Genomic DNA, 13,593 nt, shown 5'->3' on the forward strand with positions numbered 1-13,593 from the left:
TTCGACGTGACGGACCGGCTCACCGGTGCCGCGGCAGACGGCGGAACGCTCACGCACGTCGCAGCGGGTCTCCTGCGCGGCAAATCCCCTCTCAGGGCGGCGCTGTCCGGGGTGGCGACGAACGTCAAGGACAAGCTCATGAACACAGCCGGGACCGCTCTCGGCGGTGGCGGTGGCAAGGGGCACGGCGACCGGAAGGTCACCAACATCATCGAAGTGATCGATGTGGGCGTTCCGCTGCGCACCGCCTACGACCACTGGACGCAGTACGAAAAGTTCAGTGGCTTCACCAAGGGAGTTCGCGACGTCTCGTCGGCCGATGAGTCGACAAGCGACTGGAAGGTCAAAGTGGGCCCCTCGACGCGGGCATGGAAAGCGACGGTACAGGAACAAGTACCCGACGAACGCATCGTCTGGACGTCCGAGGGAGCAAAGGGCACAACGCGAGGCGCTGTGAGTTTCCACGAGCTGACCCCCGGCCTGACACGCATCGTGCTGGTGGTCGAGTACTACGCGTCGGGACTGTTCGAGAAGACCGGGAACCTCTGGCGCGCGCAGGGCCGAAGACTGCGCCTGGACCTCAAGCACTTCCAACGCCACGTCACCCTCAGCGACGAACCCCCCGAAGGCTGGCGCGGCGAGATCCGTGACGGCGAAACAGTCCGCACACACGAGGAAGCCATCGAGGACGAAACCGAGAACGAGCCCGAAGAAGCGAACGAAGAAGACGAAGAAGACGAAGACGAAGCGGAGACAGAGAACGAATGGGACGAGGAAGGCGAGGAGGACGAGGAAGCGGACGAGGACGAGGACGAGGAGGAGGAATGAAGCCCTCGGGCCCACCGGCACGCCCGAGGCTGATCGACGGATCGTCCTGGACTCCCCGCCGACGAAATGGGATGCCCCCTCCCGACGTTTGGCAGCGGTACCCGCATGGCAAACGCCTGCCGTGCAACATTCGAACAAAACCTGGACGCTCGCGGTTCCCGATGCGGGCAGTACGGCGGTGAGGAGCCGCGGGGGCCGCGTCGAGCACCTTCTCGTGCGGTTCGTCGACGCGCTAGGGCGACGGCAGGAACTCGACGCGCTAGCCAACCCGGTATCTGCCCCGGCGGGGCGTTCGCGCTCCACGCACTGCTGCACCGGAGATGCGGGAGTCCGCACACACGACGAGCATGAGTAGTGAATGCGGTCGCTTCGCTCGTCCCGGCTTTGCCCGACCCCCTGCAGAGACCCGAACGGCCCGGAGGGAAGCGCGATGCCCGAGAACCGCAGCACGCCGGTACTGCCCGGACATCGAGGGCCGCTGTCGTCCGCGGTCCTTGAGAGCCTGCGGGGGCGGTCGGCGATGCCCGACGAAGCTGCGGCGGAGCTGGCCGATCCCTACGGCGACGACCTGCAACTGGCGCTGTACACCTGCTACGAACTGCACTATCGAGGCTTCGACGCGGTCGATCCGGGATGGGAGTGGGATGCCACCCTCCTCTCGGTCCGCGCCTCGTTGGAGGACCGCTTCCTCACTGCTTTGCGGCGGGATGCGGCCGTCCGGGGCTCGCTGAATGTCCTCCTGGCCGATCTGCAGGCACAACGAATCGGTACCGGTGGCGTACCGGAATTCCTCGCGGAACGGGGCACGCTCGACAACCTCCGCGAGTACGCGAGGCAGCGTTCCCTCTATCACCTGAAGGAAGCAGATCCCCACGCCTGGGTACTGCCACGACTCAGCGGACGCGCCAAGGCTGCAATGGCCGCCGTGGAGTTCGACGAGTTCGGCGCCGGCAGGGCAGACCGCATACACGCCCAGCTGTTCGCAGACCTCATGGCAGACCTTGGCCTGGAGACCCGATACGGCCACTACCTCGACACCGGCTACGCCGAGATGCTCGCCCTGGTCAACGTCATGTCGCTGTTCGGGTTGCACCGACGGATGCGTGGTGCCCTGGTAGGGCACTTCGCCGCCGTGGAGATCACCTCCTCGCCCGCCTCCCGGCACCTCGCGCACGCCATGAAGCACACCGGCGCCGGACCGGCCGCAGAGCGCTTCTACAACGAGCACGTCGAAGCCGATGCCGTGCACGAACAAGTCGTGCGGCGCGAGGTGATCGGCGGGCTCCTCGACGAAGAACCCGAACTGGAGCCGGACATCGCATTCGGGATCGCCGCTACCTCGTATCTCGAAGACCGTCTCAGCAGACGGTTCTTCGCGGCCTGGGAGGCGTGAGACGCGTTGCATCCGGCCACGGCGGCAGGGGCTTGTCGAGCGGCCACCGGACCCATTCGAGGTGTTCATGGAACGGTCCGATCCTCACAAACGGGAGAAGACAAGTGGATGGCAAAACAGGCGGGACGTACGAGTTCTCGCGACCGTTTCTCGTCACGCTGCCCGGCGTCTACGCACCGCAGCGCGACACAGAGTTGCTGATGGCGGCACTGGACCAGGAGAACATCGGGCCCGAAACATCTGTGCTGGACATCGGAACAGGCAGCGGGGCACTGGCTGTGCGGGCCGCGCAGCTGGGAGGAAAGGTGACAGCCGTCGACATCGCACGTCGGGCGGTCGCCACCGCACGCCTCAACGCGATACTGCATCATCGCCGCATCACCGTACGCCGCAGCGATCTGATCTCCGCCGTCAGAACACGCTTCTACGACCTCGTGCTGTGCAACCCGCCCTACGTACCGGCCCCGGCCCCCGATGTCCCGCGGCGCGGCGCCACCCGCGCTTGGAACGCCGGAAGTGACGGCCGGGCAGTCGTCGACCGGCTCTGTGCGGGGGTGCCGGCGGTGCTGCGCCGGAAAGGGGTCCTCCTGATGGTGCACTCCGGACTGTGTGACACTGGCACCACCCTGGACCGGCTTAGGAGCGTGGGTCTGGACGCTGTTGTCAGCCGCCGTGTGCGCGTACCTTTCGGCCCCGTCCTGCTCTCACGGATCCACTGGCTGCGCGAGCGCGAGCTGATGCGTCCCGAGGAGACGAGCGAGGAGTTGGTGGTCATCCGTGCCCAACGCCCCTGATTCCCCGCGCCGGGTCTTCATGACGGAGCGCGGCCCTCTCCTCGTGGAAGGGCCCGTGGAGGTAGTAGCCGCCGACGGATCCGTGCATACCTCGGACCGCTTCGTCGTCGCGATCTGTACGTGCCGACGCAGTCGCATTCTCCCTTGGTGCGACACCAGCCACCGCCGCCGCACCGGGCCTGCCCCATGCGGTTCAGGCACCGGCGGCCAGATCTGACCTTCCAGCGAATCGATGCGACGAGTGCGGGCGGCACAACACACGGTGATCCCGGCGTCTGCGTGATGCGATCACTCCCGCCCCGCACAAGGATCGGACCACGGGTGGTGGGCCCGGAGGTACGTATGCCGCGGCCGTTGTGGACCGGAGCCATTTCGTTTGGCCTGATCAGCATTCCTGTCAAGGCGGTCAGTGCGACCGAGGACCATGCGATCCGCTTCCGCCAGGTCCATCGCAAGGCAGCCTGGTGATCACTAGGCTACGCCACTCCCCCCAGCTTCTGTACGTCCTGTACATTTTTTACGGACGCCAGTGCAGTCCTGTACAGCCCGGTACAGACCCCGGAGGAGAGGCATCACCATGCTGTTCCGTCCCACCGCCCGTCACGTCCTGCCCGAGTTCACCGAGCGCACGACCAACGGGACCCGCACCCTCGACCCGTACTCCAAGCTGCTCTCCGAACGGATCGTCTTCCTCGGCACCCCGGTCGACGACGCGGCGGCCGGCGATCTGATCGCGCAGTTGATGTACCTGGAGCACGACGCCCCGGACCGCCCTCTCTCGCTCTACATCAACTCCCCCGGCGGCTCATTCGGGGCCATGTCCGCGGTCTACGACACGATGCAGTACCTCACGTGCGAGGTGGAGACCTACTGCCTCGGCCAGGCCGGTTCCTGCGCCTCGGCACTGCTCGCCGCGGGCGCTCCCGGCCGGCGGCACGCACTGCCCGGTGCCAGGGTCGTCGTCCGGCAGCCCGAGCTCACCGAGCCGCTGCGGGGCCAGCCGTCCGACCTGGAGATCGAGGCCCAGGAACTGGAACGGGTCCGCACGATGCTCACCACCCTGCTGGCCCGTCACACGGGCCGCGAAGCCGGGCAGATCGCCGACGACATCGAGCGCGACCTCATTCTCGACGCGGCGGGCGCCAAGGCGTACGGGCTGGTGGACCACGTCCTGGAGAACCGGAAGTCCTCACTCCGTACGCACGGCGCGAGGTGAACCCCCGATGCGGCCACCGGAGTTCCCGCCGCTTCCGGCACTGACGCGTGCAGAGGGGGAGTTCATCGACCGATACCTCGAAGTCCTCGACCAGGTCGGCCGGATCAACCCTGCCCGCGGCAGCGACACCTACGGCGCACTGCGCGCCGCACAGGCACTGGTATCGCACGCGGGCGCGCTGCGGGACGCGCTCGCGTCGATGCACGAGCGCGGGGAGACGCAGATCCACGCGTCGACGCTCGCCCGGGCGCTGCGCGTACTGGACGGGGAGCGGCGGGCCGGGCGCGTCAGCGTACCCCCGGCTCCCGCGAGTTGATCGACCTCCGTACTCCGCGCGCACGCCGGGGCAGGCCAACTCCCCCTGCCCGGCGTGCGGCGGCGGGTACCCGTCACCCAACTCCCGTACCCGACACGCCCGGCGGGCCTATCGAAATTCCTCGCTCGTTCGGCGTAGGAAGCCCCTCTCACGAGGGACCGCCCAGCTTGCGTTTTCCGAGTGGGCTGTGATCGGAATCCGCCCTTCCGCCCCTGGTACAGCACCCGCACGATTCGCCACCGGCGTCCCGGAAAGCGCCATGTCCACCCGAACGGATCAGTCGTGAGGAGCCTCACATATCCCCGTTTCAGCTCGAAAATCCGGCAGCTGGTGAGTCAAGATCCCTGGGACGACAAGCCCCCGCCACCGCGGCGGGGCGGTCCGGGCGGACGCCGAGTCCTGCCGCCGCCCGGATGACTGGTCGACAGAAGTGGATCGGCAGGAGTGGAGGACCCGAGCACAACGGGTCGGCCTGAACACCGGTCGACCCTCGGGGTGAAGCCGCAACAAGCGGCCGGGCAACTTCGCCAGCCCGAACCCGACAGGTCATCCTTCACAGGCGGCTGACGAAGGGTTGCGCATGACTGCGCAGGTTCATGTCCCGTCTCTGCTCGTCCGGGCCGGTACGGCCTCGGTTCTCACTCTCGCCGCCGTCGGCACCACCATGTTCGCCCCGGGCGCCGCGACGGACGCCCAGGCGGCGACTCTGTCGATGAAGGCGCTCAATGTCGCGGCGTCGAAGAAGGGGTCGCCGTACGGTTGGGGGGCGACCGGTCCCAACCGTTTCGATTGCTCGGGGCTGACGCTCTACTCGTTCAAGAAGGCGGGCAAGAAGCTCCCCCGCACGGCCCAGCAGCAGTACAACAGGACCCGCCACCTCTCGGCCTCGCACCGGAAACGCGGTGACCTGGTCTTCTTCCACTCCGGCCGCAGCATCTACCACGTGGGCATCTACGCCGGTAAGGGCAAGATCTGGCATTCACCGAGGACCGGGGCGGTGGTCCGGCTGGAGAAGATCTGGACCAAGAGCGTCTATTACGGCCGGGTCCGCTGAGGCGGATCAGGGCCGGGGACACGGCCCTGATCCGCCGGGGCAAGCCCTGTGCGCGGCGGCCGGGCACGGAGGCCGGCCGACCGCGCGTGCGGGCAGCCACCTCAACGGCGCCGGTCAGCCCTGCACGGGGACGCTCCACGGAAGCGCGATCCACACCGTCTTGCCGCCGTCGGCAGTGGGGGTGACAGTGAGGCGGCCTCCGCACTCCTTGGCCAGAGTGCGGATGATCACCATGCCGCGTCCGTTGTCCTGCTGCACGGCAGCGGGCAGTCGTCTGGGCCAGCGGGGGTGACTGTCCGTCACTCCCAGATGCAGTTGCCCCTCCCGCTCCAGCCGGAGATCGACGGTGAAGGTCGGCGACTGCCCGAAGGTGTGCTGGACGGCGTTGGTCGCGAGCTCCGAGACGATGAGCCGGATGCTGTCGGCGAAATCGGTGTCGGTGGCCAGTCCCCATTCGCCGAGCACCCGGGCCACGTACCCGCGGGCTGCCGAGACCGAGACGGGCTCGCTCGGCAGAGTGACGTTTGCTTCCTGATGGTCTGCCATGGCAAGCCGTCCCTTTCCCACCCGGACAGACCCGCGATCGGTCCGGGTTGCGCTTCGCGCCAGATTGCCATTGATGCTGCCCCCTGGGGCGGCGATCCACCAAGATATGCATATATCTGTCGCTCAATGCGGTGAACCTGCCACGCAAGACGGTGTGCGGACGGCACACTGTCCGCTCGGCAGAAGAGGGAGGGAGGCCGCGGATGCAGCACGGCCCTGCGGTGCGACGCCGCAAGCTCGGGGAGGAGCTCCGGAGTCTGCGCCACGCATCGGGACTGACCAGCCGGGACGCGGCGCGGATGCTCGGCTGGCACCAGTCGAAGGTGAGCCGGATCGAGACCGGGGTGAGCGGCGTGCGGCCGGCCGATGTGACCCGGCTGCTGGACACCTACGGTGTGGACGACACCCGGTTGCGGAACCTCCTGGCCACGCTGGCGGGTTCGGCGGGCGGCGGCGGAAACGGATGGTGGCACGCCTATCGCGGTCTGATCCCGCCCCAGTACCGCGACTTCATCAGTCTGGAGTCCCAGGCGCGGACCGCGCGCACGCTGGAGACCTCGGTGGTGCCGGGGCTTCTGCAGACGGCCGACTACGCGCGTGCGGTGACCCGGGCGTCACTGGACGGGCTGCCCGCCGGCCAGTTGGACTCGCTGGTGGAGGTGCGGCTGGCCCGGCAGGGGGTGTTGCGGACCGATCCGCCGCTCCGGCTGAGCGCGGTGCTCGACGAGGCGGTGCTGCGGCGCGAGGTCGGCGGGTGCCGGGTGATGCGGGAGCAGCTGCGCCATCTGACCAGAGTGGCTCAACTTCCCCATGTACGGCTTCAGTTGCTGCCGTTCTCCGTGGGCGGCTATGCCGGCCTCACCGGACCTTTCGTTATCTTCTCATTTCCGAGCACTTCTGATCTGGATGTGGTCGTTCTCGACCATTTGACGAGTAGCCTCTATCTGGAGCGGAAAGAAGACCTTGAGGCGTACAGCTCGGCCTTCCGCACGATGCAGGCACACGCGCTGTCGCCGGAGCACTCGTTGGACCTCATCGCCGCGATCGACCGCGACGGTCGGTGAACCCGGAGCGCCCGAGGGAGGCCTCATGTCGGATTGCCTCGCACAGCACGGCTTACGGTGGCGGCGCAGCAGCCGCAGCACGGGTATGAACAACTGTGTGGAGGCCGCACCGTTCGGTGCCGGGCGGCTGGCCGTGCGGGACTCCAAGGATGTGTCCAGGCCACCGCTGCGGTTCTCCGCGGCGGCCTGGACCTCTTTCGTCGCCGGTCTGCGCCGGGTTCCGGTCAGCTGACGGGAGCGGTGCGCCGCACCACCGAAACGGCGGTGGCGATCTCTTCCTCGGTCAGATCGGCCCGCGCCGTCAGCCTCAGCCGGGACACCCCGTCGGGCACCGACGGGGGCCGGAAGCACCCGACCGCGATTCCGGCCGTGCGGCAGTCGGCCGCCCAGCGCACCGCGGCCTCAGCCGAGGGGGCCCGGACCGAGACCACGGCCGCGTCGGGCCGCACCGCGGTCAGACCGGCCGCGGTCAGCCGCTCATACAGCGCGGCGGCGACCGCGCGGGCCCGGCCGGCCCGCTCCGGCTCGCGGCGCAGCAGGCGCAGGCTTCCCAGTGCGGCGCCCACCGCGGCCGGGGCCAGACCGGTGTCGAAGATGAACGTACGGGCCGTGTTGACGAGGTGCTCGATGACCCGGGCCGGTCCGAGGACCGCTCCGCCCTGGCTGCCCAGGGACTTGGAGAGGGTCAGCGTGGTGACGATTCCCCCGCCGCCCGCGAGGCCGGCGGCGGCGAGTGCACCCCGGCCGCCCTCCCCCAGCACGCCCAGGCCGTGCGCGTCGTCGACGAGCAGCGCGGCCCCCTCCGTACGGCAGACATCGGCCAGTCGGGGCAGCGGCGCCGCGTCGCCGTCGACCGAGAAGACCGAGTCGGTGACGGTCAGCGCCCGCCCTTCGTGCGACTGCAGGGCCTTGCGCACGGCATCGGGATCCGCATGCGGAACCACGGCGGTCGCGGCGCGCGAGAGCCGGCAACCGTCCACGATCGAGGCGTGGTTGCCCGCGTCGGAGACGATCAGCGAGCCGTGGCCGGAGAGCGCCGTGACCGCTGCGAGGTTGGCCGCGTAGCCGGACGACAGCACCAGGGCCGCCTCGAAACCACAGAATTCGGCCAGCTCGTTCTCGAGCTCGGCATGCAGCGCGGTGGAGCCGGTGACAAGTCGCGATCCGGTCGACCCCGCACCCCAGGCGCGCGCGGCCTCGGCCGCGGCGGCGGTGACGGCGGGGTGCCGGGTCAGCCCCAGATAGTCGTTGCTCGCGAGGTCCAGAAGTCCCGGAGCGGCGGGCCGGGGGCGCAGGGTACGGACGAGTCCGGCGGCGGCGCGGCGGCACGCCTCCTCGTCGATCCAGTCGAACGGGTCGAAGGACATGAGCGGTCCCTTTTGTAGGCAGCTCACAGACCCTAACCGCGGGCGCAGCAGGTCATGGTGTGGCAATACACACACCCTTGCCGGGCTCTGTTGTCCGGTTCCTCCTTGGCTGCGGGCCGTGCCATAGGCCAGGATCTTCGCCATGGACCTCCTGAACACGCTGGTGGACAAGGGGCTGCGGCGCGAGCTGCCGACCCGCGAAGAAGCCCTCGCCGTCCTGGCGACCTCCGACGACGATCTGCTCGAAGTGGTGGCCGCGGCCGGCAAGGTGCGCCGTCAGTGGTTCGGGCGGCGCGTGAAGCTGAACTATCTGGTCAATCTCAAGTCCGGCCTCTGCCCCGAGGACTGCTCGTACTGCTCGCAGCGGCTCGGTTCCAAGGCGGAGATCCTCAAGTACACCTGGCTGAAACCGGACGAGGCGTCGAAGGCCGCCGCGGCCGGGGTGGCGGGCGGCGCCAAGCGGGTCTGCCTGGTGGCGAGCGGCCGCGGTCCGACGGACCGCGACGTCGACCGGGTGTCGGAGACCATCGAGGCCATCAAGGAACAGAACGAGGGCGTCGAGGTGTGCGCCTGCCTCGGTCTGCTCTCCGACGGGCAGGCCGACCGGCTGCGCTCGGCGGGCGCCGACGCGTACAACCACAACCTCAACACGTCCGAGGGGACGTACGGGGACATCACCACCACCCACACCTATGCGGACCGGGTCGAGACCGTGCACCAGGCGCAGGCCGCCGGGCTCTCGGCGTGTTCCGGGCTGATCGCCGGGATGGGTGAGAGCGACGCCGACCTGGTCGATGTCGTCTTCTCCCTGCGCGAACTGGACCCGGACTCGGTGCCGGTGAACTTCCTGATCCCGTTCGAGGGAACTCCGCTGGCCAAGGAGTGGAACCTCACACCGCAGCGATGCCTGCGCATTCTGGCGATGGTCCGGTTCGTCTGCCCGGACGTGGAGGTACGGCTCGCGGGCGGGCGCGAGGTGCATCTGCGCTCGATGCAGCCACTGGCCCTGCACCTGGTCAACTCGATCTTCCTGGGCGACTACCTCACCAGCGAGGGACAGGCCGGGCAGGCGGACCTCGACATGATCGCGGACGCCGGTTTCGAGGTGGAGGGTGCGGGAACGACGACGCTGCCCGCGCACCGGGCGCAGTCGAGCGGCGGATGCGGTTCGCACGACGGCGGATGCACCCCCTGCGGTGACGCGTCCGGGGAAGCCGGGGAGGCGACGGATTGCGGGACGTCCGAGGAGGCGACCGCCTCCGGGGTCCCGGCTGCCCGCACCGATCTGGTGGCGGTCCGCCGCCGTGGCGCGGGAACGGACCTCGCCCCCAATGCCTGAGTCGCTCTCCCCGGCCGAGCTGCGGTGCCTGGACCGGGCCCACGTCTGGCATCCGTACGGCCCGATGCCGGGGCGCCAGGAGCCGCTGGTCGTGGAGTCCGCGTCCGGGGTGCGGCTGAAGCTGGCGGAACCGGCCCACGGGCAGCTGGAGTTGGTCGACGGCATGTCGTCCTGGTGGTCGGCGGTGCACGGCTACAACCATCCGGTGCTCAATGAGGCGGCCCGTGGTCAGCTGGACCGGATGAGCCATGTGATGTTCGGCGGGCTCACCCATGAGCCCGCCGTGCGGCTGGCCACCCGACTGGTCGGGATCACCCCCGAGCCGCTGCGCCATGTCTTCCTCTCCGACTCGGGGTCGGTCTCCGTCGAGGTCGCCGTGAAGATGTGTCTGCAGTACTGGCGCTCGGCCGGGCGGCCCGCCAAACAGCGGCTGCTGACCTGGCGCGGTGGCTATCACGGCGACACCTGGCAGCCGATGTCGGTGTGCGACCCAGAGGGCGGCATGCACGAGCTGTGGTCGGGTGTCCTGCCCCGCCAGATTTTCGCGGACGAGCCGCCGGCCGGTTTCGACGCCGAACCGGATGCCGCGTACGTCCGGCACCTGCGGGAACTGATCGCGGAGCACGCCGACCGGCTGGCCGCGGTGATCGTGGAGCCGGTGGTGCAGGGCGCGGGCGGGATGCGGTTCCACTCCCCCGCGTATCTGCGAGTGCTGCGCGAGGCGTGCGACGAGCACGATGTGCTGCTGATCCTCGACGAGATCGCCACGGGTTTCGGCCGTACGGGGAAGCTGTTCGCCGCCGGGCACGCGGGGATCTCGCCCGACGTCATGTGCGTGGGCAAGGCACTGACCGGTGGCTATCTGACGATGGCGGCGACGCTGTGCACCTCCCGGGTGGCGGAGGGCATCTCGCACGGCGAGGTGCCGGTGCTCGCGCACGGACCGACGTTCATGGGCAATCCGCTCGCCGCCGCGGTGGCGTGCGCCTCCGTCGATCTTCTGCTCGGCCAGGACTGGGAGCAGGAGGTGAAGCGGATCGGCACCGGGCTGCGGGAGGGTCTCGCCCCGGCCACGGAACTGCCCGGGGTGCGGGACGTACGGGTACTGGGTGCGATCGGCGTCGTACAGCTCGATCACGAGGTGGACATGACGGCCGCGACCCGAGCCGCGGTACGGGAAGGAGTGTGGCTGCGGCCGTTCCGCGATCTCGTCTACACGATGCCGCCGTATGTGACGGGTGACGAGGACGTGGCACGGATCTGCCGCGCCGTGTGCGCGGCTGCGCGAGAGGGATGAAATGACGTTTCTGGTAGTGACGGGGACGGGCACGGAGATCGGCAAGACGGTCGTGACGGCGGCCGTGGCGGCGGCGTGCCCGGACCGCGGTGTCGCGGTGCTCAAGCCGGCGCAGACGGGGCTGGCCCCGGGCGAGCCGGGTGACGCAGCCGAGGTGGCGCGGCTGGCGGGCGGCCATGTCACCGCGGTCGAACTGGCGCGGTTCCCCGATCCGTTGGCGCCCGCCACCGCGGCCCGCAGGGCCGGTCTCCCGCCGGTGCGGCCGTACGAAATCGCCGATGCGGCTCAGAAGCTGGCGACCGAGCACGATCTGGTGCTGATCGAGGGCGCGGGCGGTCTGCTCGTAAGGTTCGACGACGAGGGCTCGACCCTCGCCGACGCCGCCCGGCTGCTGGCCGCCCCGGTGCTGGTCGTGACCCCCGCCGGTCTTGGCACGCTCAACACCACCGCGCTGACCTCGGAGGCCCTGCGGACCCGGGGACTGGAGTGCCTCGGTGTGGTGGTGGGCAGCATGCCCGCCGAACCGGATCTCGCGGCGCGCTGCAATCTGGCGGACCTTCCCGTGGCGGCGGGCGCCCCGCTGCTGGGGGCGGTACCGGCCGGTGCGGGGGCCTTGGAGCCCGCTGACTTCCGTGCGCGTGCCCGGAGTTGGCTCGCGGCGGAGCTGGGCGGGAATCGCCCCGCCGACTGAGCGTCTGAGCCGCTCAGGACGGGGGAGAATCCCAGTAGGCGTGCTTTCTGCCCGAGCACCCGGTCAAGGAGGTCCGTCATGCGTCTGCGGAGCACGCGAATCCCCGAGGACACCGTGCACCACCCCGTCTTCGCCCGGTTCTACGCCCGGATGAGCGTGGTCGCGGAGACCAAGGCGGGACTGGGCGCGGTGCGCTCGGAGCTGCTGGCCGGCCTGTCCGGCCGGGTCATCGAGATCGGTGCGGGCAATGGCCTGAATTTCGCGCACTACCCGCCCGCGGTGTCGGAGGTGGTGGCCATCGAACCCGAGCGAAGCCTGCGGAAGTTGGCGGTGCGCTCGGCGCTGCGTGCGGGAATCCCGGTGGATGTGGTGCCGGGCGCGGCGGAGGCGCTGCCGGTGAAGAGCGAGGCGTTCGACGGGGCCGTCGCCTCGCTGGTGCTGTGCACCGTACGGAATGTGGAGCGTTCGCTCGCGGAGCTCGTACGGGTACTGCGGCCCGGCGGTGAGCTGCGCTTCTTCGAGCACGTGCGGGCCGACGACCGGGCCATGGCGGCGACGCAGCGGGCACTGGACCGTACGGTCTGGCCGCTGGTGACGGGCGGGTGTCATACGTCGCGCGACACCCTGGCCGCCATCGAGCGGGCCGGATTCGTGGTGGAGACCTACCGCAGGGTACGGATGCCGGAGTGGGGAGTCCGGCTGCCCACGTCGGCATGTGTGCTGGGGGTGGCACGCCGCCCGGCCCTGAGGGACTGAGGCATCGGCCCGCCGTCGCGCGCCGGGGCCGTCACAGACTCCACTGGCGGAGTTCGTCGGCGATGGCCCGGACGTCCGCCTTGCCCTCCTTCACCAGTCTGGCGAGGTCGCGCACCTGCTCGGGGGAGGTGATGACCTTGAGTCCGGAGGCGACGAGGTATCCGTACGCGACGGCCGAGGAGAACATCGCGTTGGAGTGTTCGAGCGCAGGGACGTGGATCAGCAGTTGCAGGAGGGCAGCGGCCCGGGAGTGAGGGTCGCTGTAGACGGGGCTGCCGAAGATCTCGGCCTCGTGACGGGCCACCGCGGCCACGAGCGCACCCCAGTCGACGACCTGCGGATCACCGGGAGTCTTGTGCTCGGCCACCATGAGCAGCCAGGAGAGGTCGATCTGCAGGTTCAACGCGCGCCTCTGCGCTCCGGGCCGAACTCCTCGGCGAATACCGACTCGTACTGCTTCATGAAGTCGGCCGCAGCCTCGACGAAGGTGTGTCCGACCTCGCCCGCATCCTGCCGCACGAGCTCTTCTATGTAGCGGTTCACGCTCATCCCCCTCTGCAGCGCGCGTTGCCGCGCGGCCTCGGCGGTGGCCTCGTCCACTCTCACGTTCAGCTGAGTCTTGGGCACAGCAACACGCTAGCGCGCATGCGCTAGCACCGGCAAGAGAAGGCTGCCGGTACCCCGTACACCGGTGCGGGCTCGCGGATCGCCGCACGCACCCCCTGGTGACGGCCTCCACAAGGACCCCGAAAGGCGCCGAAATGGCCTGGTGGATGTGACGCCACCCATAGGGCCCACATCACATCCTAGGGCGGATAGTAGGTCTGGGGCCGCCCGAACGGCATGTAAATGGCTCAGAGCATCTCATTTCGGACATTGCTCCGTATTGGGGTAGTACGTCACATCATTGACCCCCGTCCCGGGCGCCGCTA

Annotated in this window: 17 protein-coding genes, 1 pseudogene and 1 riboswitch; of the genes and pseudogenes, 14 read left to right on the forward strand and 4 right to left on the reverse strand. The window is 69.3% G+C overall.

The window, feature by feature from the left end; all coding sequences use genetic code 11:
- From IE107_RS17475 to IE107_RS17505, 8 genes and pseudogenes are all read left to right on the forward strand, one after another.
- A partial coding sequence (locus IE107_RS17475) for an SRPBCC family protein (RefSeq protein WP_229867025.1) occupies nucleotides 1-828 on the forward strand: 828 nt, incomplete at its 5' end.
- Nucleotides 829-1,258: 430 nt separating this feature from the next.
- Nucleotides 1,259-2,221: an iron-containing redox enzyme family protein gene (locus IE107_RS17480; protein ID WP_189544687.1), complete on the forward strand. Its 963-nt coding sequence runs from the start codon at nucleotides 1,259-1,261 to the stop codon at nucleotides 2,219-2,221.
- Nucleotides 2,222-2,325: 104 nt separating this feature from the next.
- Nucleotides 2,326-3,015, forward strand: coding sequence for a HemK2/MTQ2 family protein methyltransferase (locus IE107_RS17485; protein WP_189544688.1), 690 nt, complete (start codon nucleotides 2,326-2,328; stop codon nucleotides 3,013-3,015).
- A gap of 19 nt (nucleotides 3,016-3,034) precedes the next feature.
- Nucleotides 3,035-3,232: a CDGSH iron-sulfur domain-containing protein gene (locus tag IE107_RS17490; RefSeq protein WP_373302459.1), complete on the forward strand. Its 198-nt coding sequence runs from the start codon at nucleotides 3,035-3,037 to the stop codon at nucleotides 3,230-3,232.
- A 125-nt stretch (nucleotides 3,233-3,357) separates the two neighbouring features.
- Nucleotides 3,358-3,465: pseudogene (locus tag IE107_RS34975) on the forward strand (non-homologous end joining protein Ku); the annotation flags it as partial.
- Between the two features lie 130 nt (nucleotides 3,466-3,595).
- The gene (locus IE107_RS17495; protein ID WP_308434240.1) at nucleotides 3,596-4,231 is read left to right on the forward strand and encodes an ATP-dependent Clp protease proteolytic subunit; all 636 of its coding nucleotides are present in this window, start codon (nucleotides 3,596-3,598) and stop codon (nucleotides 4,229-4,231) included.
- Between the two features lie 7 nt (nucleotides 4,232-4,238).
- Entirely contained in the window at nucleotides 4,239-4,547 is a 309-nt protein-coding gene (locus tag IE107_RS17500; protein WP_189544691.1) for a hypothetical protein, read from the forward strand.
- Between the two features lie 412 nt (nucleotides 4,548-4,959).
- Nucleotides 4,960-5,124, forward strand: a riboswitch (cyclic di-AMP (ydaO/yuaA leader).
- Nucleotides 5,125-5,127: 3 nt separating this feature from the next.
- Nucleotides 5,128-5,601, forward strand: a complete 474-nt coding sequence (locus tag IE107_RS17505; RefSeq protein WP_189544692.1) for a C40 family peptidase — start codon at nucleotides 5,128-5,130, stop codon at nucleotides 5,599-5,601.
- A 114-nt stretch (nucleotides 5,602-5,715) separates the two neighbouring features.
- Here IE107_RS17505 and IE107_RS17510 read toward each other — a convergent pair whose 3' ends face one another.
- A complete protein-coding gene (locus IE107_RS17510) occupies nucleotides 5,716-6,147 on the reverse strand; it encodes an ATP-binding protein (protein ID WP_189544693.1) in 432 nt (143 codons plus the stop codon).
- Between the two features lie 203 nt (nucleotides 6,148-6,350).
- On the opposite strand from IE107_RS17510, the gene IE107_RS17515 reads away from it, so the two are divergent.
- Entirely contained in the window at nucleotides 6,351-7,211 is an 861-nt protein-coding gene (locus IE107_RS17515) for a helix-turn-helix domain-containing protein (protein ID WP_189544694.1), read from the forward strand.
- Between the two features lie 25 nt (nucleotides 7,212-7,236).
- Nucleotides 7,237-7,443, forward strand: a complete 207-nt coding sequence (locus tag IE107_RS17520) for a DUF397 domain-containing protein (protein ID WP_189544695.1) — start codon at nucleotides 7,237-7,239, stop codon at nucleotides 7,441-7,443.
- Here the strand turns inward: IE107_RS17520 and IE107_RS17525 are convergent.
- Nucleotides 7,436-8,578 (reverse strand): 8-amino-7-oxononanoate synthase, encoded by a 1,143-nt coding sequence (locus IE107_RS17525; protein WP_189544696.1) that lies wholly within the window; start codon nucleotides 8,576-8,578, stop codon nucleotides 7,436-7,438. The genes IE107_RS17520 and IE107_RS17525 overlap by 8 nt on opposite strands.
- Nucleotides 8,579-8,720: 142 nt before the next feature.
- Here IE107_RS17525 and bioB point away from each other — a divergent pair, with 142 nt between their 5' ends.
- The 4 genes from bioB to IE107_RS17545 all read left to right on the forward strand — a co-directional run bounded on the left by bioB (nucleotide 8,721) and on the right by IE107_RS17545 (nucleotide 12,661).
- Nucleotides 8,721-9,917, forward strand: coding sequence for a biotin synthase BioB (bioB, locus tag IE107_RS17530; protein ID WP_189544697.1), 1,197 nt, complete (start codon nucleotides 8,721-8,723; stop codon nucleotides 9,915-9,917).
- A complete protein-coding gene (locus IE107_RS17535; protein ID WP_189544698.1) occupies nucleotides 9,910-11,214 on the forward strand; it encodes an adenosylmethionine--8-amino-7-oxononanoate transaminase in 1,305 nt (434 codons plus the stop codon). The genes bioB and IE107_RS17535 overlap by 8 nt, the downstream gene beginning before the upstream one ends.
- A gap of 1 nt (nucleotide 11,215) precedes the next feature.
- On the forward strand, nucleotides 11,216-11,905 hold the full coding sequence (gene bioD / locus IE107_RS17540; protein WP_189544699.1) for a dethiobiotin synthase: 690 nt from the start codon (nucleotides 11,216-11,218) through the stop codon (nucleotides 11,903-11,905).
- Between the two features lie 78 nt (nucleotides 11,906-11,983).
- Nucleotides 11,984-12,661, forward strand: coding sequence for a class I SAM-dependent methyltransferase (locus tag IE107_RS17545; protein WP_189544700.1), 678 nt, complete (start codon nucleotides 11,984-11,986; stop codon nucleotides 12,659-12,661).
- Between the two features lie 31 nt (nucleotides 12,662-12,692).
- Here IE107_RS17545 and IE107_RS17550 read toward each other — a convergent pair whose 3' ends face one another.
- Both IE107_RS17550 and IE107_RS17555 read right to left on the reverse strand, forming a co-directional pair.
- Nucleotides 12,693-13,064 carry a fic family toxin-antitoxin system, toxin component gene (locus IE107_RS17550; protein ID WP_189544701.1) on the reverse strand — a complete coding sequence of 124 codons (372 nt, stop codon included), beginning with the start codon at nucleotides 13,062-13,064 and terminating at the stop codon, nucleotides 12,693-12,695.
- Complete coding sequence (locus tag IE107_RS17555) at nucleotides 13,061-13,288, reverse strand: antitoxin (protein WP_189544702.1); 228 nt, start codon at nucleotides 13,286-13,288, stop codon at nucleotides 13,061-13,063. The genes IE107_RS17550 and IE107_RS17555 overlap by 4 nt, the downstream gene beginning before the upstream one ends.
- Between the last annotated feature and the right edge of the window lie 305 nt (nucleotides 13,289-13,593).

Source organism: Streptomyces gelaticus (assembly GCF_014649535.1).
GTDB classification, from domain to species: domain Bacteria; phylum Actinomycetota; class Actinomycetes; order Streptomycetales; family Streptomycetaceae; genus Streptomyces; species Streptomyces gelaticus.